This window comes from Neptunomonas sp. XY-337, assembly GCF_004959845.1.
Lineage (GTDB): Bacteria > Pseudomonadota > Gammaproteobacteria > Pseudomonadales > Balneatricaceae > Neptunomonas > Neptunomonas marina.
On sequence record NZ_SPLL01000001.1, the window covers coordinates 403,350 to 425,496 of the forward strand.

General features: G+C 51.1%; 21 protein-coding genes. 16 read left to right on the plus strand and 5 right to left on the minus strand.

Going from position 1 to position 22,147, the window contains the following annotated elements; translation table 11 throughout:
• The first annotated feature begins 5 nt into the window (after positions 1-5).
• Positions 6-1,694 carry a SufS family cysteine desulfurase gene (locus E4L36_RS02145; RefSeq protein WP_169051446.1) on the plus strand — a complete coding sequence of 563 codons (1,689 nt, stop codon included), beginning with the start codon at positions 6-8 and terminating at the stop codon, positions 1,692-1,694.
• On the opposite strand, the gene E4L36_RS02150 is transcribed toward E4L36_RS02145, so the two are convergent.
• Positions 1,675-2,205 (minus strand): DinB family protein, encoded by a 531-nt coding sequence (locus E4L36_RS02150; protein WP_136678873.1) that lies wholly within the window; start codon positions 2,203-2,205, stop codon positions 1,675-1,677. The genes E4L36_RS02145 and E4L36_RS02150 overlap by 20 nt on opposite strands.
• A gap of 122 nt (positions 2,206-2,327) precedes the next feature.
• On the opposite strand from E4L36_RS02150, the gene E4L36_RS02155 reads away from it, so the two are divergent.
• A complete protein-coding gene (locus E4L36_RS02155; protein ID WP_136678875.1) occupies positions 2,328-3,272 on the plus strand; it encodes a LysR family transcriptional regulator in 945 nt (314 codons plus the stop codon).
• Here the strand turns inward: E4L36_RS02155 and E4L36_RS02160 are convergent.
• Positions 3,258-4,118, minus strand: a complete 861-nt coding sequence (locus E4L36_RS02160) for a LysR substrate-binding domain-containing protein (RefSeq protein WP_136678877.1) — start codon at positions 4,116-4,118, stop codon at positions 3,258-3,260. The two genes, E4L36_RS02155 and E4L36_RS02160, sit on opposite strands and share 15 nt — an antisense overlap.
• Before the next feature lie 123 nt (positions 4,119-4,241).
• Here E4L36_RS02160 and E4L36_RS02165 point away from each other — a divergent pair, with 123 nt between their 5' ends.
• From E4L36_RS02165 to E4L36_RS02190, 6 genes are all read left to right on the plus strand, one after another.
• On the plus strand, positions 4,242-5,132 hold the full coding sequence (locus E4L36_RS02165; RefSeq protein WP_136678879.1) for a DMT family transporter: 891 nt from the start codon (positions 4,242-4,244) through the stop codon (positions 5,130-5,132).
• Entirely contained in the window at positions 5,133-6,008 is an 876-nt protein-coding gene (locus E4L36_RS02170) for a LysR family transcriptional regulator (protein ID WP_127692940.1), read from the plus strand.
• 63 nt (positions 6,009-6,071) lie between these two features.
• Positions 6,072-7,025, plus strand: a complete 954-nt coding sequence (locus E4L36_RS02175; protein WP_136678881.1) for a poly(R)-hydroxyalkanoic acid synthase subunit PhaE — start codon at positions 6,072-6,074, stop codon at positions 7,023-7,025.
• Complete coding sequence (gene phaC / locus E4L36_RS02180) at positions 7,012-8,082, plus strand: class III poly(R)-hydroxyalkanoic acid synthase subunit PhaC (protein WP_136678883.1); 1,071 nt, start codon at positions 7,012-7,014, stop codon at positions 8,080-8,082. Before E4L36_RS02175 ends, phaC begins: the two co-directional genes overlap by 14 nt.
• 460 nt (positions 8,083-8,542) lie before the next feature.
• Positions 8,543-10,141: an isocitrate lyase gene (locus tag E4L36_RS02185; RefSeq protein WP_136678885.1), complete on the plus strand. Its 1,599-nt coding sequence runs from the start codon at positions 8,543-8,545 to the stop codon at positions 10,139-10,141.
• 180 nt (positions 10,142-10,321) lie between these two features.
• Positions 10,322-11,155, plus strand: a complete 834-nt coding sequence (locus E4L36_RS02190; RefSeq protein ID WP_136678887.1) for an enoyl-CoA hydratase-related protein — start codon at positions 10,322-10,324, stop codon at positions 11,153-11,155.
• Between the two features lie 4 nt (positions 11,156-11,159).
• Here the strand turns inward: E4L36_RS02190 and E4L36_RS02195 are convergent, their stop codons facing one another.
• Positions 11,160-11,429, minus strand: a complete 270-nt coding sequence (locus E4L36_RS02195; protein WP_127692935.1) for a hypothetical protein — start codon at positions 11,427-11,429, stop codon at positions 11,160-11,162.
• A gap of 202 nt (positions 11,430-11,631) precedes the next feature.
• Between E4L36_RS02195 and E4L36_RS02200 the strand changes: the two genes are divergently transcribed.
• Positions 11,632-11,970 (plus strand): DUF3461 family protein, encoded by a 339-nt coding sequence (locus E4L36_RS02200; protein ID WP_136678890.1) that lies wholly within the window; start codon positions 11,632-11,634, stop codon positions 11,968-11,970.
• A gap of 90 nt (positions 11,971-12,060) precedes the next feature.
• On the opposite strand, the gene E4L36_RS02205 is transcribed toward E4L36_RS02200, so the two are convergent.
• Positions 12,061-13,425: an NAD-dependent succinate-semialdehyde dehydrogenase gene (locus tag E4L36_RS02205; RefSeq protein WP_136678892.1), complete on the minus strand. Its 1,365-nt coding sequence runs from the start codon at positions 13,423-13,425 to the stop codon at positions 12,061-12,063.
• A gap of 281 nt (positions 13,426-13,706) precedes the next feature.
• On the opposite strand from E4L36_RS02205, the gene E4L36_RS02210 reads away from it, so the two are divergent.
• The 6 genes from E4L36_RS02210 to E4L36_RS02235 all read left to right on the plus strand — a co-directional run bounded on the left by E4L36_RS02210 (position 13,707) and on the right by E4L36_RS02235 (position 21,263).
• Positions 13,707-14,459: a sulfite exporter TauE/SafE family protein gene (locus E4L36_RS02210; RefSeq protein WP_206064484.1), complete on the plus strand. Its 753-nt coding sequence runs from the start codon at positions 13,707-13,709 to the stop codon at positions 14,457-14,459.
• 89 nt (positions 14,460-14,548) lie between these two features.
• Entirely contained in the window at positions 14,549-15,541 is a 993-nt protein-coding gene (locus E4L36_RS02215; RefSeq protein ID WP_127692932.1) for an AAA family ATPase, read from the plus strand.
• Position 15,542: 1 nt separating this feature from the next.
• Positions 15,543-17,267, plus strand: a complete 1,725-nt coding sequence (locus E4L36_RS02220) for a cobalamin biosynthesis protein CobT (RefSeq protein WP_169051447.1) — start codon at positions 15,543-15,545, stop codon at positions 17,265-17,267.
• A 254-nt stretch (positions 17,268-17,521) separates the two neighbouring features.
• Entirely contained in the window at positions 17,522-17,917 is a 396-nt protein-coding gene (locus tag E4L36_RS02225; RefSeq protein ID WP_136678896.1) for a DUF3461 family protein, read from the plus strand.
• Between the two features lie 157 nt (positions 17,918-18,074).
• Positions 18,075-19,625: an HD domain-containing phosphohydrolase gene (locus E4L36_RS02230; protein WP_136678897.1), complete on the plus strand. Its 1,551-nt coding sequence runs from the start codon at positions 18,075-18,077 to the stop codon at positions 19,623-19,625.
• 30 nt (positions 19,626-19,655) lie between these two features.
• Positions 19,656-21,263, plus strand: coding sequence for an ATP-binding protein (locus E4L36_RS02235; protein WP_136678899.1), 1,608 nt, complete (start codon positions 19,656-19,658; stop codon positions 21,261-21,263).
• A 32-nt stretch (positions 21,264-21,295) separates the two neighbouring features.
• Here E4L36_RS02235 and arfB read toward each other — a convergent pair whose 3' ends face one another.
• Positions 21,296-21,712, minus strand: a complete 417-nt coding sequence (gene arfB, locus E4L36_RS02240; protein WP_136678901.1) for an alternative ribosome rescue aminoacyl-tRNA hydrolase ArfB — start codon at positions 21,710-21,712, stop codon at positions 21,296-21,298.
• Positions 21,713-21,853: 141 nt separating this feature from the next.
• Between arfB and E4L36_RS02245 the strand changes: the two genes are divergently transcribed.
• Entirely contained in the window at positions 21,854-22,138 is a 285-nt protein-coding gene (locus E4L36_RS02245) for an HlyU family transcriptional regulator (RefSeq protein ID WP_136678903.1), read from the plus strand.
• Positions 22,139-22,147 lie beyond the last annotated feature (9 nt).

The window sequence follows — 22,147 nt, forward strand, 5'->3', positions numbered from 1 at the left end:
TTTTTATGCTAGATATCAAACGTTTACGCCGTGACTTCCCGATTCTATCATCGCGAGTACACGGCCGCTCTCTAGTTTATTTCGACAATGCGGCAACCACTCAAAAGCCCAAAGCCGTTATCGATGCGCTAACACGCTACTACAAAACCACGAATGCAAACGTACATCGCGGCTCCCATAGTTTATCGAACCGTGCCACCGCGCAGTTCGAAGCTGCCCGCGAGACAGTGGCTGCTTTTATCAATGCCACTGCAAGCCATGAAGTTATTTGGACACGAGGCACTACCGAAGGCATGAACCTAGTGGCCCAGACTCTGGGTCCATACGCCTTAAATAAAGACGACACTGTGCTCGTCACAACCATGGAACACCACGCGAATATCGTCCCTTGGCAACAACTTTGCCAGCGCGTGGGTGCCAAGCTTATACCGGTTCCGCTGCGCGGCGATCAAACACTCGACCTTAAAGCCTATGAAGCGCTACTAGATGAGCACACGCCCAAGATCGTATCGCTGTGCCATGTGTCGAACGCACTTGGCGTGATCAACCCCATCGAGACGTGTATCGCTTTAGCAAAGCAACGTGGTGCATATACGGTGATCGACGGCGCTCAAGCAGTTGCCCATCTACGCGTCGACGTACAAAAGCTAGATTGCGACTTTTATCTATTCTCGGGTCACAAGTGCTTTGGCCCAACCGGAATTGGCGTGGTTTGGGGAAGATCCGCTCTGCTTGAGAGCCTTGAGCCATGGCAGTTTGGCGGTGAGATGATTAAAACAGTGAGTTTCTCTGGGAGCACATTTAACGACCTTCCCTTCAAGTTTGAGGCAGGCACTCCCCCGATTAGCGAAGCCATCGCACTAGCAACCGCCCTCGACTACCTAACGAACCAAGATCGAGAAGCGCTGCACCAGCATGAGCAAGACCTGCGCGCACAAGCGGTAGCGTTGCTGCAAGACATGGATGGCATCACGATCTACGCACCAAACAGTGAAAACGCTGGGGTTCTGTCGTTTAACGTAGCAGGCCTGCACCACCAAGATCTTGCCTTGATGCTCGATGAAGCGGGCATTGCAGTGCGTTCAGGCCACCACTGCACTATGCCACTGATGGAAAGCTTAGGTATTGATGGCACCGTGCGCGCTTCGTTTAGTATCTACAATACTGTCGATGAAGTGCGCTACTTCGCGAATACGTTGATTGAAATTGTAACGCAACTGCGCGAACTACCCAGTGAAGCGGGCACAGAAAAAGCGGCTTTTACATGGCCGCAAATGCAACACAGTGCGGCGCAGGCGCAGCATATTTTTAGCACCTTGCCTAACTGGCAACAGCGCCTCAACACCCTGATTGAATGGGCAAACTTATTGCCCGTCCTACCCGATGATTTTATTGTTTACAAAAACAGAGTCAGCGGTTGCGAGTCTGCTGTTTGGCTAGTTGCTGATACACACGACCAACACGCCTGCCAGTTTGCACTATATTCGGATGCGCGCATTATGCGGGGGCTATGCTACCTGCTGCTGACGCAGGTACAAGCACAACCAAGCGAGCAGATACGCAAATTCGATGTGCCTGCCCTGCTAGCGGCCTGCCAACTTGATCTATTCTTGAGCCCATCACGCACCAATGGTGTGATAGCGATCGCCCATGCCATCAAGCAGCATGTCGCCGCTAAGCGTGGCTTGGAATAAGCACGAGCAGATCAGTTACCCCAACATCTAAGCCAAACTGGCTGTAAAGTGTGGTCAACTGACCACGATGATGCGTTTGATGGTTAAACAGGTGCAGTAATAGCGCTCCGGTCTCGCGGCAGGCCAACATTCCTTGCGTATTTTGATAGGTCAAGCGGTAGCTTAAGTCGGTATCTGACAACTCCTCCACTAGCCCTTCCAGCGCACTATCCACGATCTGCCGTTCCTGCCAGAGCTGATGTAACTCTGAAAATAGCGTTTGATCCAGCCGTGTGGGGAGTTCGGTACTACGTAAGAACCCCAACGCCGCCGGCTGGATGGGGTGCTCGGCCAAGCGGCTAAGCCAGATAAGGTCGCCCACCAAAATATGATTAAGCGTTCCCATCACTGAGCCAAAGAACGCACCTCGGTCCTCCGCTCGCTGTTCAGGTGTTAGTTGTTCTGCTAAAGCAAACAACTGCTTGTTCATGTGTTTATTGTACTGGGCCAACAATTGTAGATGAGCTTGCATCGCATCCTCCAATCCTTGATCTTTGCTAAACAATAAAACAGTATTAGAGTGATATGGTTCATTTACAATAAAAAATATAGCAAATCAGTTGCTTACCCTTTGGCGCGCGTTTCGGAAAACCCATGAATTTAAACGATATCAGTCTATTTATTCGTATTGTAGAGACCGGTAGTTTTACCGCCGCTGCCGAAAGCTTGGGTATCCAAAAATCGACCATCAGCCGCCGTATTGCGCAGCTCGAAGACGATCTAGGCGCACGCCTACTGCAGCGCACGACCCGCAAGTTAAAACTTACGGATGACGGTGAAGAGTTGTTTGCGCGATGCCAGCCTCTGATCAACGAGCTAGAAACCGCGAAAGATTACCTAGCCACCAATCAAGACCATCCCCGTGGCCGTCTGCGTATCACAATGCCCTCTGAACTGGGCGTGTTTATGATGAATGATGTAGTAAGCACATTCCTGCGGCGCTATCCCGACATCCACCTCGAAGTTGAGCTGAGCACCCGCGTGATCGACCTGATAGAGGAAGGGATCGACCTGGCCATTCGAGTGGGAGCGTTGGCAGATTCTACGCTCATCGCACGTCGCGTTGCCGAGGTTAACCGCGGCCTCTACGCCACACCGGAGTACCTCGCCAAGCATGGCACGCCGAAAACACCCGATGACCTGGTCGACCACAACTGCTTTGGGGTGCTCAAGGCCGATGAGCACTGGACGTTCGAGAACTGGGACAGCAGCGTCAAAGTGAATGGGCAGCTCAAGGCGAACAGCATCAGTTTTATTCGTGAAATGGTCTTTCAACACATGGGTATCGCTCGGATGCCACGTGTATTTTGCCGCGAATGCGTGCAAGAGGGCGTATTAGTTGAAGTACTGAGTGACTACCACTGCCCTCCGTTTGAAATCAACGCAATCTACCCAAGCAAGCGCCATTTAAACCCTAAGGTTCGCCTGTTTATCGACCATATGATGGAGATGATTGGCGACCACCCGTGGGTGAGCGAAAAGCTTGTTACGCCCGGTGAGGTTGCAGCAGACGGCCAAGCGACATCATTGGCTCCTTAAACCCTCTCTCTTGAGTATACCTAAAGGCCTGCTGAGCTGCGCCAAGCCGGTAAGATCAGCCATCTGCTCGTGATAGATCAGATAGGTTGGCGAATGGGCTAGATCATCTGCCACGTCAACCACCTCGACGTCGGCTGCAAACATACATTGGTCAATCACGCTGCTTGGCATCAGAGTCACACCCAGACCTACCGAAACACAGCCTAGAATGCCTTCAAGCGTCCCCATCTCCATCATGTTATAAGTGTCTGGCTGGCGCTTACTCCACTCAATGGCCTTATCGCGATAGGCGCACCCTTCACGAAATAGGATCGTCTGCTTGGGATGAGCAGCACCGCGTTTACGCACCAGTACCAACTTCTCATTCAGTATTTCGACATGCTTGATATTAGGCTGCTCAACATCGCCGCTCACGAAGGCGCAGTCGAGTTCATGTCGCTGCACAGCATCAAGGAGCGCTCGACTGGTGCCACTTTGCACCTGTAGTTGCAGATTAGGGTACACCTCGCGCAGGCGTAACATCACCTCGGGTAAGCGAAGTGCGGCAAAACTCTCCATCGTGCCTATACGCAGTTCCCCTGCACACTCCGACATATTCTGCACCGCCGCCCGTGCTTGTCGCTCCAACTGCAACATCTTGTTCGCATAATCGAGCAGTACGCGCCCCTGCGGCGTGAGATTTAGCTTGCGGCCTTGCTTAAAAAATAGATCCACACCCAGGCTCGCCTCTAATTTACGAATGCGGCTAGTGATGTTTGACTGAACCGTGTGTTGTGACTTTGCCGCAGCCAGTACTCCTCCTTCCTCTACCACTGCACAGAATGTTGAAAGCGTTAATAGATCCATTACTTCACCCAAAGAGAATTTTTATAGAGTATGTATTCTTATTTTTAGATATGTATATACCACTTTCGCTAGTCCTATCCGGACAAGTGCCCTATCATGCCCACTCATTGTCAGGGAGTTTGAATGGACGGATTACTTTCTCACCGCTACCTAAACTGGGCGCTGTTGCTAACCCTCGTGTTGATGTGGGGCACCTCGTTTATGGTCACTGCGCTTGCGCTTGAGGGCTTCACACCCACGGCTGTTACGCATATCCGTTTAGGTGTTGGTGCAGCCGTACTGCTAGGTATCTGCTACATAAAAGGCTACCGACTGCCCTTAACACTGCGCGCTTGGGGGGTGTTTTTTATCCTCGGTATGATGGGTAATGCTATCCCTTTCATGCTGATATCCTGGGGGCAGCAAGAGGTCGCTTCGGGCACCGCTGGAACACTCATGGCCATTATGCCCATGATGACGATTCTTATTGCTCACTACCTACTACCTGATGAGCCGCTCAATCGCTTCAAGATTGCCGGCGTTATCGTCGGCTTTTCTGGCGTTGCGCTACTTTTGCGGGCAGATATCGCGCTCTCTGCATCGCTGTGGCACGAGCTTGCTATTCTGATTGCTGCATGCTGCTACGCTCTCAACGCTGTGCTAGCAAGAAAGCTATCAAGCTTTCACCCATTGGTTGGCAGCGCCGGAATGCTAACGGCTGCCTTTATCCTGACAACGCCCCTATTTTTGAGTGAATCGTTGGCTTACAGCCAGATCCTTCAGCAGACCGGTATTATCGCGGCGCTGTGGTTAGGTTTCATACCCACAGCGATCGCCTCACTTATCTTTTTTGTCGTTGTTGAGCGAGCAGGCCCCGGCTTCTTGGCTAATATCAACTTTATGATTCCGGTGGTCGCATTCTTTACCGGAGCCGTTGTGCTCAATGAGCCGATCAGCCTAAATAGCTTTGCCGCGCTTGTTATTATTCTTGCAGGCATCGTATTGACTCGCCGCACCGTTCAAGAGAAACCGTAGATGGATACCAACACGCTGGCCGCTTTTATTGCTGTTGCAGAAACCCGCTCATTTTCACAAGCAGCGCAGCAGCTCTTTATTACGCAATCAGCGATCAGCAAACGTATTGCTCTACTTGAAGGGCAACTTGATCAAAAACTGTTTGATCGAATTGGGCGGCGCATCTCATTGACCGAAGCGGGTCTGGCGTTGCTGCCGCGCGCTAAACATATTCTGGCCACCATCAAAGATGCGGAAACCGCCATGGGCAACCTAACTGGCGAGGTACGCGGCACCCTCTCAGTGGCTGCCAGCCACCACATCAGTTTGCACCGCCTGCCAAACATTTTGCGCGACTATTCACAGCGCTATCCAGATGTGCAGTTAAATTTACAGTTTGATGAGTCAGAGATCGCGTATGACGGCGTTTTACATGGTGATCTTGAGTTAGCCTTAATTACACTATCGCCTAATCCCGACCCGGCAATATTGTCACAGCCGGTCTGGGTTGACTCATTGCAGTATGTGGTCAACCAGAATCATCCGCTCGCGCACAAACCATGGGTTGATCTAAAAGAGCTAGCAAACTACCCCGCGATTTTGCCCAGCAGTGCCACCTTTACCCACCAGATCGTGGCCGAGCAGTTCCGCACCGAGGGGCTGGGTATCAACGTGGATATCTCCACAAACTACCTCGATACGATCCGCATGATGGTCAGTATCGGCTTAGGCTGGAGCCTACTTCCAGAAACCATGATTGATGCATCACTCAAAACCCTGAACACCGGGTCAAAGCCGATACAAAGACAGCTTGGTTACATCTACCATCGCGAGAGAACGCTATCTAATGCAGCGAAGTGCCTTATCGACATGCTTCCGCCTCCTGAAAGCATTTGATAAGTCGCGCCGCTTCAGTACACTGAGGCCCTTAGCCGTAACAATTAAGACGAGGTTGCTGGGTTGTCAGAACAACAAAACGCTTGGCTACAGGCCCTTTTGGATCAGCAGAAAGCCTTACTTGAGCATTGGAGCTCTCTCTCTGCGTCAAGCGGGCTTAACCCAGAAACCGGCATGTTCGACCCGCAGTACTTCTCCGCAAACATCCAGCAGCAGTTAGATCAGCTAGCCTCTTTGGGGGAGCAGTTCACTCAACAGCAGACCACGTCGCCGCATCAGATGGAGTGGTTCAAAAGCGCACTGGCACTGTTTTCTCAGCAAACCTTGGCCGATCAACTCGCAGCGTGGAAGATTCCTGATGAACTGCTGCAGGCTTTGCAAAATCAGCTCCATAGCCAGCCACTGGATGCTCATTTCCAAAAGCTTGCCAGCACACCCTTCTTTGCATCGACTGAACAGCTAGACTGGCAACAGCGCAGCCAAAGAGGGTTAAACCACCTTGAAGCGTATCAACAAGCTTTGGCGGACTATCTTGAGATCTACCAGCAGATCAGCGAACAGGCCTCCGCGCAGTTGTTGCAGCAACTAAACAACGGTGAGCTGCAAATCGAGTCGCTAAGCGAGCTGCACCGCCATTGGTCGAACACATATGATGCCGTTTATACTGATGTTATCAGCACCCCAAACTACAGCCAAAAACATGGTGCTATTAGCAACCAAATCAACCAACTGATCGCCTTTACCAACGAAACCCGCGATCAGCATATTCAGGCGCTAGGCTTCGTCTCGCAAACTGAGCTAGACCAAGTGATGCAGCGCCAGCATAAGCTCCGCAAGGAGGTCCGCACGGTTAAGCGTAATCAGGCGAGCAGTGATCAAGCCGCGCTGAGTGGGCTGATTGGCGATATGCAAGCCACCCTGAGCAATATGGCGGCTGAGATCGACACACTAAAGCACGAAGTCAAAACACTGAAGGCGACACTAGAGAGCAAGGAGCAGGACAGTGAGCGGCCTTAAGTTTGATGCCGAACTGCTCGAAACGGAGTTTAAAGAGCTCTATCGCCAGCTCAGCACATGCGCAGACACACTCGCTAAAATCAGTGCGGTAGAGGTCGCGCCTACCCAATCTGAGTCGATTTTTCACTACGACAAGCTCACGTTGAATTTCTATCCGGGCGATAGATCCGTTTCTGAGCGCCCCTCCACACCACTACTGATCTGCTATGCGCTGGTCAACCGGTGGTACATGCTCGACCTGGATGCTGGCCGCTCACTTATTCAGCGGCTTAACGCACTGGGCGTTGATATCTATGTGATTGACTGGGGCTACCCTGATCGCACCGATCGCTTTACCGATCTCGACGATTATCTTAATGATTACCTGCTCAGTTGCGTTGAGCAGACATGCCAGCATGCTGGTGTAGAGCAGATCAACCTACTGGGTGTGTGTCAGGGCGGGACTCTCAGCTTGTGCTTTACAGCACTCTATCCCGCACGCATCAAGAACCTGATTACGATGGTAACGCCGGTCGATTTCCACACGCCAGAGAATATCCTCAGCCGACTGGTACGCAATATTGATGTCGATCTTGCCGTCAACACCTTCGGTAATATTCCGGGCAGTATGTTGAATCAAGTGTTTCGTTCGCTTTCCCCCATGAAGCTAGGGCCACAAAAAACACTCGACCTGCCCAAGCAGTTACAAACACCCGAGCAAGCCGAAGCGTTTCTTCGGATGGAGCGTTGGATAAACGACAGCCCGGATCTTGCCGGCAGCGCCTATCGGGAGTTTGTGCAATGGTTTTTCCAACAAAACCAGCTCGTGGCCAACCAACTACAAATTGGTGGCGAAGCGGTACGCCTTGCTGATATACGCTGCCCCATCTTCAACATCTACGGTACCCAAGACCACCTTGTTCCCCCTTGCGCATCTAAGGCCCTCGGTTCGCTGGCAGGCACCACTGACTATACCGAACAAGCCATCGAGGCTGGACATATCGGTGTCTTTGTCGGTAATCGTGCTCGTAAAACTCTGCCGCTTGCAATAAGCCAGTGGCTTTACACCCGCGACTAACCCACGCTCATACTGGGTAACTGCCTGTTTTACGCGCCATTGGGCGTTCTGGTCCTTAACAGGCAATATTCTTTGAATCTGTAGCCACTCTTTTATATATCTTTTAAGAATAACAAATGCACTTTAAATAACCATATCGATTTGTAAAAACGCTCCTCGCTGACCACGACAAAAGTCGCTAATACTTTTGAATTACCCTTTGAAAGCCCCACCAACTCTAGGATTTTGCAGTGCACCTAAAAACTGGCTTTGTAGTTTAACTACAAACACCTAAGTTATTGATTTGTAGTATGACTACATCTTTGCTGCTATGCACAAAAGTCGCTTTGACAGAGCCCCTAGCTTGTCAGCAAAATGGCCTCACTTTGCGGCATACGTGATGTACCTCCACAGGCATCCGCCGCGACAGAAACCGTTGTTTTTTGTCCCTTTAGTAATAACTTTTGATAGGAAGGACACCATGTCTACACTGAATAAAGATATCGACGCAATCGCAACACTTAAAGGCGCTCAAGGCGCTGCGTGGGATGCGATCAACCCAGAATACGCGGCTCGTATGCGTGCTCAGAACAAATTCAAAACGGGTTTGGACATCGCTAAATACACAGCAGCGATCATGCGTAAAGATATGGAGCGTTACGACAACGATCCTTCCCAATACACGCAGTCTTTGGGTTGCTGGCACGGTTTCATCGGCCAACAGAAGCTGATCTCTATTAAGAAACACTTCAACAGCACAGATCGTCGTTACTTGTACCTGTCTGGCTGGATGGTTGCTGCACTGCGCTCTGAGTTTGGCCCACTGCCTGACCAGTCTATGCACGAGAAAACGTCGGTTGCCTCCTTGATTGAAGAGCTTTACACCTTCTTGCGCCAAGCAGATGCGCGTGAGTTGGGCGGTCTGTTCCGTGAGCTAGACGCAGCACGTAAAGCCGGTGATGCCGCAAAAGAAGCGGACGTTCAGAGCAAGATCGATAACCACCAAACGCACATCGTGCCGATCATCGCGGATATCGATGCTGGTTTCGGTAACGAAGAAGCCACCTACTTGCTGGCGAAGAAGATGATCGAAGCGGGTGCATGCTGTATCCAGATCGAGAACCAAGTATCTGACGAAAAGCAGTGTGGCCACCAAGACGGTAAAGTGACGGTGCCGCACGAAGACTTCCTATCGAAGATCCGTGCCGTACGTTACGCATTCCTTGAACTGGGCGTTGATGACGGTGTGATCGTAGCTCGTACCGACTCTTTGGGTGCTGGCCTGACGAAGCAGATCGCGGTAACAAACGAGCCAGGCGACCTGGGCGATCAGTACAACAGCTTCCTAGACGGTGACGTGGTTAACGGCCCTGACGATATCGCAAACGGTGACGTGGTGATCAAGGCAAACGGCCAACTACTGAAGCCTAAGCGTCTGCCATCTAACCTGTTCCAGTTCCGTGCAGGCACAGGCGAAGACCGTGTTGTCCTAGACTGCATCACATCATTGCAGAACGGTGCTGACCTGCTGTGGATCGAGACTGAGAAGCCACACGTCGGCCAAATCGCAGGCATGGTTAACCGTATCCGTGAAGTGGTACCGAATGCGAAGCTGGTGTACAACAACTCGCCATCATTCAACTGGACGCTGAACTTCCGTCAGCAAGTGTTTGATGCGATGGCTGAAGCGGGCCAAGACGTGTCTGCATACGACCGCGCTAACCTAATGAGCGCTGAGTACGACGCAACTGAACTGGCGACACAAGCGGATGAGAAGATCCGTACGTTCCAAGCAGACGCTGCGCGTGAAGCGGGTATCTTCCACCACTTGATCACGCTACCAACGTACCACACTGCAGCGCTGTCTACTGACAACCTTGCAAAAGAGTACTTCGGTGATCAAGGTATGCTGGGCTACGTGGCTGGCGTACAGCGTAAAGAGATCCGCCAAGGCATTGCGTGTGTTAAACACCAAAACATGGCCGGCTCTGACATGGGTGATGATCACAAAGAATACTTCTCTGGCGACGCTGCACTGAAAGCGGCTGGTGAAGACAACACGATGAACCAGTTCGGTTAATCGATACTGTTATTAAAAAGGGCGCTTAAGCGCCCTTTTCTGTTTCTCCCGCCTAGCTTTTTGTTTCCCCTCTACCCTCTTTCGATCTAAAGACTGAGCCTCACTGACTCATGCAGCCTTTCGCCCGTAAAGGAAAACCCTTAATATGAGTCAAAAATAACAGCATAAATGGATATCTTTATGAGCCTGCCTGTACCACAACTCAAAGATGCACACTTGGTTCTCAGCAACCGTGTCGCTACCTTAACGTTTAATCGCGATGACGTCCGCAACGCTCTCACCGGCACGGACCTCATTGACGATATCCTAACCACCATCGACTGGGTAAACCGCAACGACGATGTTTCCTGCTTAATCATGACCGGCGCAGGGTCTGCATTCTCAGCAGGCGGCAATATCAAAGAGATGCAGGAGCGTGATGGCGAGTACCGTAACGGTGCCTTTGGTGGCGATGTCTATGAAGTACAGAACAAGTATCGTCGCGGTATTCAGCGTATTCCGCTTGCAGTGTATCAGTGCGAAGTCCCCGTGATTGCCGCTGTTAACGGCCCCGCAATTGGCGCAGGCTTTGACCTAACCTGCATGTGTGATCTACGGATTGGCTCAACAAAAGCGTTACTTGGCGAAACCTTTGTGAATTTGGGTATTATTCCGGGCGACGGTGGTGCTTGGTTCCTGCAACGTTTAGTGGGTTATCAAAAGGCCGCTGAGCTGACCTTTACCGGCCGCATCGTTAAAGCTGAAGAAGCCCAACAGATCGGCTTATTATTGGATGTTGTTGAACCAGACCAACTATTGGATCGTGCTCAAGCTTTAGCTGAGCAGATTGCAGCCAAGCCTCCTCAAGCTTTGCGCTTGACGAAGCGATTGATGAAAAGCGCACAAAAGACAGAACTACCGGAGTTTTTGGAGATGTGTGCGGCATTTCAGGGTATGTGCCACAACACAGAGGATCACCTTGAAGCGGTTAACGCATTCGTTGAAAAACGTCCCGCTTCATTCAAAGGCCAATAACGCGTTAGCTTTGCAGTGTTTCTTGCTCGCTCTGCTTTTGAGCGAGCGCTGCTAGCGCCATCTTTTCACTAAAAATCGCCATCACATCGCTATTTTCAGGATTTTCACTGGCTTCATCCATCGCCTCGACCATCGCTTGGAGCGTTGGTTTTGTTTTATCAACTAGTTCTTCGATATAAGCTTCAGGGGATGTTGCCGTGTAGCGGTGATAGCGATCGAACAGCTCGACCATCTCAGCACTCAGTTCGATCTTCACGAATGATTTTGTAGCCATGCTAACCCTCTCTTACTCTATTTTTATCATTTTTTAGACTATAGAGCTCCGCAGACAACCGCTTTAGATCCAGCCGCAATCACTGCATTAGGCCAGCTGGCCACACACAATAAAAGGAATTGGCCCTATTCACTAAAGTGGTCGTTTTTTACTCTGTGGAGCAGGGCTAAACCAACCTACAACGAAAATAAGTGGAGCCGACATGCCAGATTTTCAAAATCTAGCCGCCATGGGTCTTACCGACTCAACGCGCATCAGCCATTACCGACTGGCTGAGAAAGAGTCTGAAACAACGTTGAAAATTTACCTCAACGACGAAGAAAACCTTCCCCATCAAGAAAGCCACTCCTACACATTTCAGCACAATACCGACGCTCACAGCGTACAGTTACCAAAAATCCTTAGTGAGCTGGACACCCTAACACTTGCAGGCTCTTCAGAAGACAAACAGCAGCTATTGATTGATGAACTCGAGAAACTCGAGCAAGTGATGAGTGCCAAGATTTCGGAACTCAAAGACGATCTCAAACGCATCGCATAACCTGCATAGGACATTGCACACCCTGTGCACTAGTGACTCCCATCCCTTAGCGTTGCAGCTACCGCCCTCATTGCGAGGGCGGTCTTTTTGTTAGGCTACCCAGATAGATTTTCCGTTACAGAACTCACGAATACCATTGGTTCCAAGCTCTCGCCCAAGGCCTGAAGCTTTAACACCACCAAAAGGCATACGCACATCACTGGCCACCTGCGCATTCACAAACCCGGCCCCCACATCTAACTGGCGCAACATCGCCTCACCCTTCTCAACATCTTGCGTCCAGATGCTGGCACCCAGACCAAAACGCGTTGCATTAGCCTGAGCGATGGCATCCGCCTCATCTCGGGCCGTAACAATCGCCGCCACCGGACCAAAGATCTCTTCATTAAACGCAGTCATGCCAAGCTTTACATTGGTAAGAACGGACGGTGCATAGAAGAAACCGCCTCCTTCAACAATGTCACATCCCGTTAGGTTCACAGCCCCGTCTGCCAGAGATTGCTGAACTTGGCGATGCACACCGTCGCGCAGGTCAGCACGCGCCATCGGTGCTAGCGTCGTTGTCGCTGCAAGCGGATCGCCTGTTCTGAGTTCAGCAACACGCTCGAGCAAGCGCGACGTGAAGTCATCCGCACAGTTTTGCAACACAATAAAACGCTTCGCAGCGATACAGATCTGGCCAGCATTACTGAAGCGGGCACGCAGCGCCACATCAACAGCCGTTTCCATATCAGCATCATCCAAGACGATAAACGGATCGGAACCACCCAGCTCTAACACACACTTTTTAAGATTCTGGCCAGCTAGCGCGCCGATTTTACGCCCAGCCCCCTCGCTACCAGTAAAGGCAACGCCATGTACACGGTGATCAGCAATCACTGCGGACGCCTGCTCAACCGAAATGGTCAGCTCAGCAAACAGCCCTTCTGGTGCCCCAGCTTCAGTGACCAAACGCTCAATCGCTTTTGCACATTGCGGCACATTTGGCGCATGTTTCAACAACAGCGCGTTGCCAGACATCAGCACGGATACCAAGCAGCGGAATACTTGCCAGAAAGGGAAGTTCCACGGCATGACGGCAAAAATCACACCCAATGGCTGATACGTGACTAAACTGCGCTGCGCCGGTGTTGCGATTAAATCGTCTTGCAACATAGATTCCGCATGCTCAGCGTAGTGACGACACGCCAAAGCACACTTATCCACTTCGCCTAGCGCTTCTGGTAGCAGTTTGCCCATCTCTAGTGAGATCAGCTTAGCGAGCGCTTCACGCTCTGCATCCAGCCTATCTGCCAATGCGTTAAGCAGCGCCGAGCGCTCACTAAAAGGTGCGGTACGCCAATGCTCTGCGGCTAAGTCAGCCTGCTGAAGCTTCTGCTCCAGCTGATCATTAGACAGCATTGGAAACTCGGCCAAAAGTTCGCCGGTGTATGGGTTACGTGTTTCAAACTGCATGTGAGGCTCCTGATTCGGAAGTCGGTACCTGAGGCCGCGTAGCGAGCATTGCCCTGCGGCGGCAAGCATGTCCGATCAATTGTTATTAGAGATAGTAATCATGCCATGTTAGAGAGACTCCATTCACCTGACATAGTCCAAATGAACGCCGCTGATGGTGCCACAATTCTGGACTCACTCTAACGTAGCAACTGGACCTGTAGGCTTTATCATGGATCCTTTAGTATGCGCGCCCGAGCTGATCCGGCAGAGACGCTCTCTACATTGAGATAGATAACACCATGATGGACTACACAACCCTGCTCATTTTTTCCGGCATCATTGCTGCAGCAACCTATGTACAAACGGTGACCGGCTTTGCGTTAGGAATGATTGTAATGGGTGCAGTCACCATGCTGAACCTCGTGCCCATCGCATTCACTTCCGTGGTGATCAGTTTAGTGACGCTCGTGAACGGGCTTACCGCGATCAAGGGTGAGCGCCAAGCCCTGGATCGTCGCCGTGTAGGTGCCGTGATGATCGGGATTGTGCCGGGCCTTGCGCTGGGTTTATATCTGCTTACCTTCTTAAGCGGCACCCACCAAACACTGCTTCACTTTGCCCTAGGGTTAGCGATTTTTGTGGGGGGTATGTTGATCATGCTGCGCCCTGAACCGTTAGAGCAGCCCTCATCACAGCCGGTTTTTATGGGTGCGGGGCTGGCATCAGGCTTCTTAGCAGGCCTTTTCAGCTTAGCTGGCCCGCCGTTGGTGTATCTTTTCTATCGCCAACCCTTTGAGCTAAAAACCATCCGCATCTGTTTGCTTGGTATTTTTCTCGCTTGCTCCTCAGTACGCACCATCATGGTTGGTTTTCAGGGGCAACTGACCGCCGATGTGCTGATCTTCTCCGCCTGCTGCATTCCGATGGTGATGCTGTTCACTTGGGTCGGAAAGCGCTTTCCGCCGCCGCTTAGCAGTACCAATATGCGCAGACTGGCTTTCGCACTTCTCATCGGAATCGGCGCAAGCCTAATGTTAAGAGCGGCATTCTAAGCTGGCGTTATTCGCACCCTAGATCTGGCCCAACTCGCTTCTCTAAGACTGCCGTACACTCAGTTAAAAAGTATGGGAGTCACAGATCTATGTCTGATATACGCATTAACGAGCCTGATATTAGTGTTTCTGTTCGAGAGCTGTTCGGTATCGATACCGACCTGCGTGTGCCAGCATTTAGTGAACGTGACGACCACGTGCCAGAGATTGACCCGGGCTACCATTTCAACCCAGAAGTAACACTCGCCATTCTTGCTGGGTTTAGCCAAGACCGCCGTGTTATGGTGCAAGGTCTACATGGCACGGGCAAGTCGACACATATCGAACAGGTCGCCGCCCGCTTAAACTGGCCATGTGTACGCATCAACTTAGACGGACATATCAGCCGCCTTGATCTAGTGGGCAAAGACACCATCGTACTGCGCGATGGCAAGCAGGTGACCGAGTTCCAAGAGGGTATCGTTCCTTGGGCGCTACGCCGCCCAACTGCCTTGATCTTCGATGAGTTCGATGCGGGCCGCCCCGACGTCATGTTTGTTATCCAGCGTATTCTGGAGCGCGATGGCAAGTTTACGCTACTCGATCAAAACCAAGTGATTACACCACACCCGCAGTTTCGTCTTTTCGCGACGGCCAACACGGTCGGCTTGGGCAACAGTAACGGCTTGTACCATGGCACGCAGATGGTCAACCAAGCACAGATGGACCGTTGGAATATCGTCGCCACACTAAACTATCTGCCGGCCGAAGATGAAGCCAAGATCATCAAAGCTCGCGTACCAAGCCTCGATAACCCGCAAGGTGAGAAGCTTATCCGCTCAATGATCGCCGTGGCCGAGCTAACCCGCAACAGCTTCGCCGCGCATGATATTTCAACGCTGATGTCCCCTCGAACTCTGATCTCATGGGCCGAGAACTGCGCGATTTTCCATGACACATCGGTGGCGTTTCGACTCTCATTTTTAAATAAATGCGATGAAGCGGAGCGAACACTGATCGCCGAGTACTATCAACGTTGCTTTGATGAAGAACTCACCGAGTCATGGGCGCACCAAGCACCTAAGCTGGCCTTGGCGGAGTAGTATGAAAACGGCAGCGCAGCAAAGCCAACTGCAACAGTTTGTCGAAGAGCTCTGTGGGGCCTCCATTCGTGCCGCCACAAGCGCAGCAGGTTTTCGTTTTCGCGGACGCGAGGCGGTAATCGACGAGCGCTCGGCGGGCATTCGCGCCCCGCATCTCTACCCGCAACTCGATAGCGATACCTTCAGCTCGTTTCGTGGTGCCGCCGATGGTATTACGCAGCGTATTAAACATAGCGATAGCGCGCTACACCGCTCATTGATGCCCAGTACTGAGACCGGCAAGCTACTGTTCGAGTTGCTGGAGCAACTGCGCGTGGAATCTCTTGTTGATCGAGACAAATATCCGGGTTGCGCCGCTAACCTAGACTACCGCTACAAGGCATGGTGTGCGCAGTTTTGCAACTCTGGCTTAACAGAGTCACATGTTGGCCTGCTCGTTTATACCATCGCGCAAGTTGCGTGGTCGCGCCTAAGTGGGCAGCCAGTCAATGAGGCCACCGAGGGCCTTATCGAGCCTCAACGTATGATGCTTGCGCCTCACATTGGGGGCTACCTTGCAGGTATGCGTCGCGCCCGTGAAGACCAACACGCATACGCTCAGAATGCGCTGGGGATTGTTGCGGTCATTGACGAGTTAACCGAAGCGCTGTCGAAAGCAGATAAAACACCGCAAGACGACGGAGATGACACGTTAACGAGCGGCAGCATGACCCTGTTTCCAGAAACCGATGACCAAGGCCTGCTGCCGGGCCTGCGCAGCCATGCTCATAGCGCTTCCTTTGAAAGGCTACAGGCGCAGCTCAGTGATTACAAAGTCTATTCGAATGCCCGAGACCGCGTGATCGAGGCCACTAAATTGGTCTTGCCCCACCAGCGGGAAAGCCTTCGCGAGCAACTTGATGAGACCATTCGCGGCCAACGCGTCAACATCCCACGTCTGGCTCGCCAACTTCGCGCACTACTCAGCGCCAGTGAGCATAACCACTGGGCAGATGCGCAGGAGGAGGGATACCTCGATTCGGCGCAGATCAACCGCATCGTAACCGCACCCAGTTATCGCGCTGTGTTTAAGCAAGAACATGCAAAACCGCACAGTGATTGTGTGGTGAGCTTTCTGATCGATAACTCTGGTTCAATGAAAGAGCACATTCAGCCGATTGCCGCCTTTATTGAGGTGTTATGCCGCGCGCTAGCATTGGCTGATATTAAATCTGAGGTACTCGGCTTCACAACACGTTCTTGGCAAGGCGGCGCGAGTTTCAAAGCATGGCGGCGCGCGGGGGGCACACCAAACCCGGGCAGACTCGCTGAGCTCGAGCACATTATCTACAAAGATGCAGACACCGATATTCGCCGCGCACGCTCAGCACTCGCAGCGATGTTGAAGCCCAGCATCTTTAAAGAGAGCGTGAATGGTGAAGCCTTGCTCTGGGCCACCGAGCGTTTGATGGCTAGGCCGGAAAAACGCCGCATTCTGATCGTTCTATCTGATGGCTGCCCGATGGAGACAGCAACCGTACAAAATAATCCGGATGATTTCCTTGATGCTCACCTTGCTATGGTCGCAGCGCTCTTGGAAAAGCATCCAAACATTGCGCTGTTTGGTCTCGGTTTTGGTCTCGACTTGAGCCGCTACTACCGCCACAGCCTCGCGTTGGACCTGCCGCATCCACTGGAGAACAGTGTATTCAACGAGTTCCTTAGGCTTCTTGCTACACAGCGTTAGACAGCCGTAACTGGCTCCATCCGAAAAAGAGTTCTGGCGCTAGCTAGAGATACCGCTCGCGCCCTATCATTGCCACCAGCGGCGTCGTTACGGGTTGTTACCTATCTAACCGTCCAACACCGCTACTTTTGAGCCGTAATGACCGCTCAGCTCAAACACTTTACAGCGCCATCAGGTATGGTTTCGCTGGTTTTTTACTATCTGTCTTTTGAGCCTTGCGCGATGCGTCGCGCGCAATATGAGAACCTTCTAGCATGTCAAACTTTCCAACGCTGACCAAAATGGGTGTTAAATCACTCGATCAGATCGAACGCTTCGCCCTGCGCCACCAAGGCAACACCGACGTGTTAAAAATCTACTATAAACGTCCCAAAGGCTCGCTGCTCTCACGTAGTAAGAAGTTTACATTCGTCCGTGGTCGTCGTGGCGTCCCGCTTGAGGTCCAAAACTCAAAAGCGTTTGAAAACATGCAGCGTATTAGTCCTCAACTGCTGGCTGCACTGGAAGAGCTAAAACAGCTTGAGGCAACACGCCATGAGGCCGACCCAATCGATCCAAAAGAGAAGATCCGCTCCGACATTGATCATTTAGAAAAAGTTATGACATCTAAAATCAATGAGTTACGAAGAATTCTTGATTCTATTGATTAATACCTATTCACTGTCTGCTTGCATCTTAGCTGCATCGCTAGGATGCAAACACCTACCCTGCCAACTACCATATCAGCCACTACCTGCAGCTCGCTTGCGTTTATCCGTTTTGTTTCGACTACACTGAAGGGTACGAGCAAAACAACGGAGCGCACCTATGTCGACGCAAGCCTTTCCCTTTGCACCGGAAAGCACGGATGCTGACACACTGCCACCGACGCCTCCTTGGACCGTCCTCATCGTTGACGATGAAGAGAGTGTTCACCAGATTACCCGTCTGGCCCTGCGTCATCTGGAATGCGCAGGCCGCCCTATCGAGTTGGTGCATGCATACTCAAGTGAAGAGGCAAAAGCCGTTTTCCACGCCAAAGGCAACAGCATAGCCCTTGCCTTGGTCGATATTGTGATGGAGACCGAAGACGCGGGATTCAAGCTGATCGAATATATACGAGAGCACTTAAACAACTCCATCACCCGCCTAGTGGTGCGTACAGGACAACCAGGCCAGGCACCCGAGGAGCACGTCATAGCGCACTATGACATCAACGATTACAGAGCCAAAACAGAGCTAACTCATATTAAGCTCAAAACCCTTATGCACTCAGCACTGAGGGCTTATCAAGATATTTTAGCGCTACATAAACAACGGCTAAGACTAGAAGCGACTATCTCAGCATTACGAGAGGTCAGCAGAACACCGAGCCTCCCCCTACTACCTGACATGACAGAGTCAGCGCTAAAAACAGCACTGGGCATTGACTGTTCAGAGGTTCAGTTCATTACGCAAATCCCATTTGGGGATAGTGAAGCGTACCTTCAATTAACAAGGGCCAATGACCAAAAAACCTCGGATACCTATACCGGTCTCACTGCAGTATCTGCTGCCGACCTTCCCAAACATCTAGCAAACGCCATCACGACGACCCTCGTTAAACAACAGTCAGGCCGAACCGGTCTTGGCTACACAGCGCTTAGCAAAGATCACAGTGGAAATAATTGTTTCCTTTATCTAGCTAGCACACAGGCTCTCGATCAAGATGAGTTACATGCACTGGACCTGTTTTGCAGCGGCGCTCTGGCGACCTATCAAACACTGATGGCCAAAGATGAGCTCAACGCTGTTCAGTCTGAGTTGATCTGCATTTTGGGCGAAGCGATCGAAAAACGCTCTGAAGAGACGGGTGCTCATGTGCGCCGTGTTGCAGAGATATCGGCATTCATTGCCGCAAAATACGGTGAACCTGATCAGTTCGTAGAGTCGTTGCGTTTAGCCGCGCCACTGCATGATATTGGTAAGATTGCCATTCCCGATGCGATATTAGAAAAACCCGCGCGTCTCGATTCACACGAGTGGGAAGTGATGCAACAACACACCACCATTGGGGAGGAGATGCTATCGCACAGCGACAAACCTCTATTCCGATGTGCAGCGACCATTGCTGGGTGCCATCACGAACGCTGGGACGGCCAGGGATATCCGCGCCAACTGCGTGGTATAGAGATCCCTCTCGAGGGTCGGATCACTGCAGTTGCAGATGTGTTTGATGCACTTCTCCATACACGCTGCTACAAAGCACCTTGGTCGCTAGAGGAGACCTTAGACTACTTTGTCTCTGAGCGCGGAAAGCACTTTGACCCAGAACTCGTTGACCTTTTGCTGGCGAACGTCGATGCTGTCATGGATATCTGTGACCGGTTTCACGAATAGCTAGCCATTCATAGGGGAAACCAGATCGTGATGAGTTTACCTAGTGTGTTCGCAAGTACTTTGGGGCGGCGATTCGTCTTATTGATCGTGCTGTTTAGCTCATTTTTTACGCTGATCGCCAGCTCCATCCAGCTATTTATGGACTACAACGAAGATGTAACTCGCGTTAACAGCCAAGTCTCAGATATCGAGAGGTCTTATCTCAACACCATTACATTGAGCCTGTGGTCTCTTGATGAGGACCAGCTCGCGGTGCAGTTACAGGGGCTCAGCACTCTACCCGATATCGAGTGGGTCGCGATCACAGCAGATGGGCGCGTAGAATATGAGGCTGGCTCTCGTCCTGCTAGCGAAGACCACCTACACACGTTGCCTTTGATATACGAATCCGGCAGGACGGAACCCATTGCCTTAGGCCAGCTTAATATTGCTGTTAACATCAACAATATCTACAACCGGTTGCTCTACAAGGCCGGGGTTATCTTGTTTAGCAACGCTTTGAAAACCTTCGCCGTCTCTGGGTTTATTCTTATTTTGATCTACGTTCTCGTCACTCGCCCATTAACGAGCATTGCCGATTATCTGAGCCAATTATCGGTGCGCAGTATCGACCAACCACTTCGCCTGAGCCACCCTCGACATACACGCAAGAAAGATGAAATTGACTCTGTCGTCGAGAACTTAAACATCATGCGCAACAATCTAAACGTTGCGATTGAGCACTTGCAAGCGACTCAGCAAGAGCTAAGGCAGTTGCTAAAGGAGCGCGACCGACTGCTAGAGATGGACAAAATCTATAACGAGCAATTAGAGCTGCTCGTAACACAGCGTACACGCCAAGTTGAACAATCACTTGCTGATGTCAAAGCCGCCCAAGAGTCGCTCGTCGAAAAAGAAAAAATGGCGGCACTTGGTGATATGGTCGCGGGCATCGCGCACGAAATAAACACACCAATCGGTGTGTGCCGTACCGCTGCGAGTGTGCAAAGCGATGGTGTCGCCTCAGTCCGCGAAAAAATGGAACAAGGCACACTAACGCAGTCAGATCTAAAACGCTTTTTAGACGATGTTGAGGAAGCAAGCAGCCTATTCGATACGAACATTATTAAAGCAAGCGACCTGATCTCTAACTTCAAGCTCATATCCACCGATCAAAGCCACGATACGATTCATACTTTTAATCTCAACGAGTACATACACTCCTCCATCCAGACGATTTTTCCGCAGATTAAAAAGCAGAATATTACCTTCAGCATTGACGTTCCTGACGTGATCGAACTCACCAGTTACCCCGGAGCGATTCACCAAGTGCTCACCAATCTTATTTTGAACTCAGCCAACCACGGCTTTAACCAGCAAAGTGGCGAAATAGGCATGTCGGCAACGCTTGATGAAGGCTGCGTTTTATTGAGATATCAAGATAGCGGACGGGGACTATCAGATGAGGAGAGGTTGCGTATTTTCGAGCCTTTCTACACAACCAAACGGGGTAAAGGAGGCAGTGGTCTAGGAATGTCTATTGTCTATAACATCGTCACCAAACAACTGCAGGGGCGATTAAAACTAGACGATGACGATGGCTTTAACTTATTAATACGCATCCCTCAAACCCTTGACGCTAAGCTAGATAGGGGCTGAGAAGGCCGCCATAAACACCGCTCTGCCCTTGCCTAGTAATCGCTCACCCGACCACGCAGTTGTTTTGTTTTACCCCGTAAACTTTTGCTATCCATGCGTCTGCGCTGCGAGCCTTTTGTCGGCCGTGTTGCCACTCGTCTTTTCTGTTCCACCAGCGCTGCCGCTATCAATGCACGCAGCCGCTCAACCGCCTCAAGCCGATTTTTCTCTTGCGTTCTGAACTGCTGAGCTTTAATGACAACCACGCCCTCACGACTGATACGTCGATCAGATAACGCTAGTAGTTTCTGCTTGACGCTTTCACTGAGAGAGGATGCTTTAATATCAAAACGCAGCTGAATCGCCGTTGCGACTTTGTTGACGTTTTGCCCTCCTGCACCTTGAGAGCGAATCGCGGAGAAGCTTACCTCATCTTCCCCAATACTGACGCGCGGCGTAATCTCTATCATCCGTTTAAGCCTAAATTTAATCTCATAACTCTTGAACCTAGTCTGTGCGTAATACCGATCATTTTACACCGCTCAATAAGATGGCAAGCATAAGACCAATAACGCTATACTCGAAACTCAATCAAATATAGAGATGATTTAATGGGACTGTTTGACTCACTTAAAGCTATGTTTAGCGGTGCTAGCACACCACCAGAGCCAACACGCTACACTGAGCAATATGAAGACTACGAAATTATTGCAGAACCTGCCGCAGAGGGCGGACAGTATCGAATCAACGGTCTTATTCGTTTTCAGGAGAAAGAGCATACCTTTATCAGAGCAGATCTCCTGCCATCCGAAGAGCTATGTGCTCAAGAAACTTTCCGCAAAGCGAAGCTAATGATTGATCAACAGGGCGAACGCCTGTTTCAAGAAAGGGGCTAAAACGCCCCT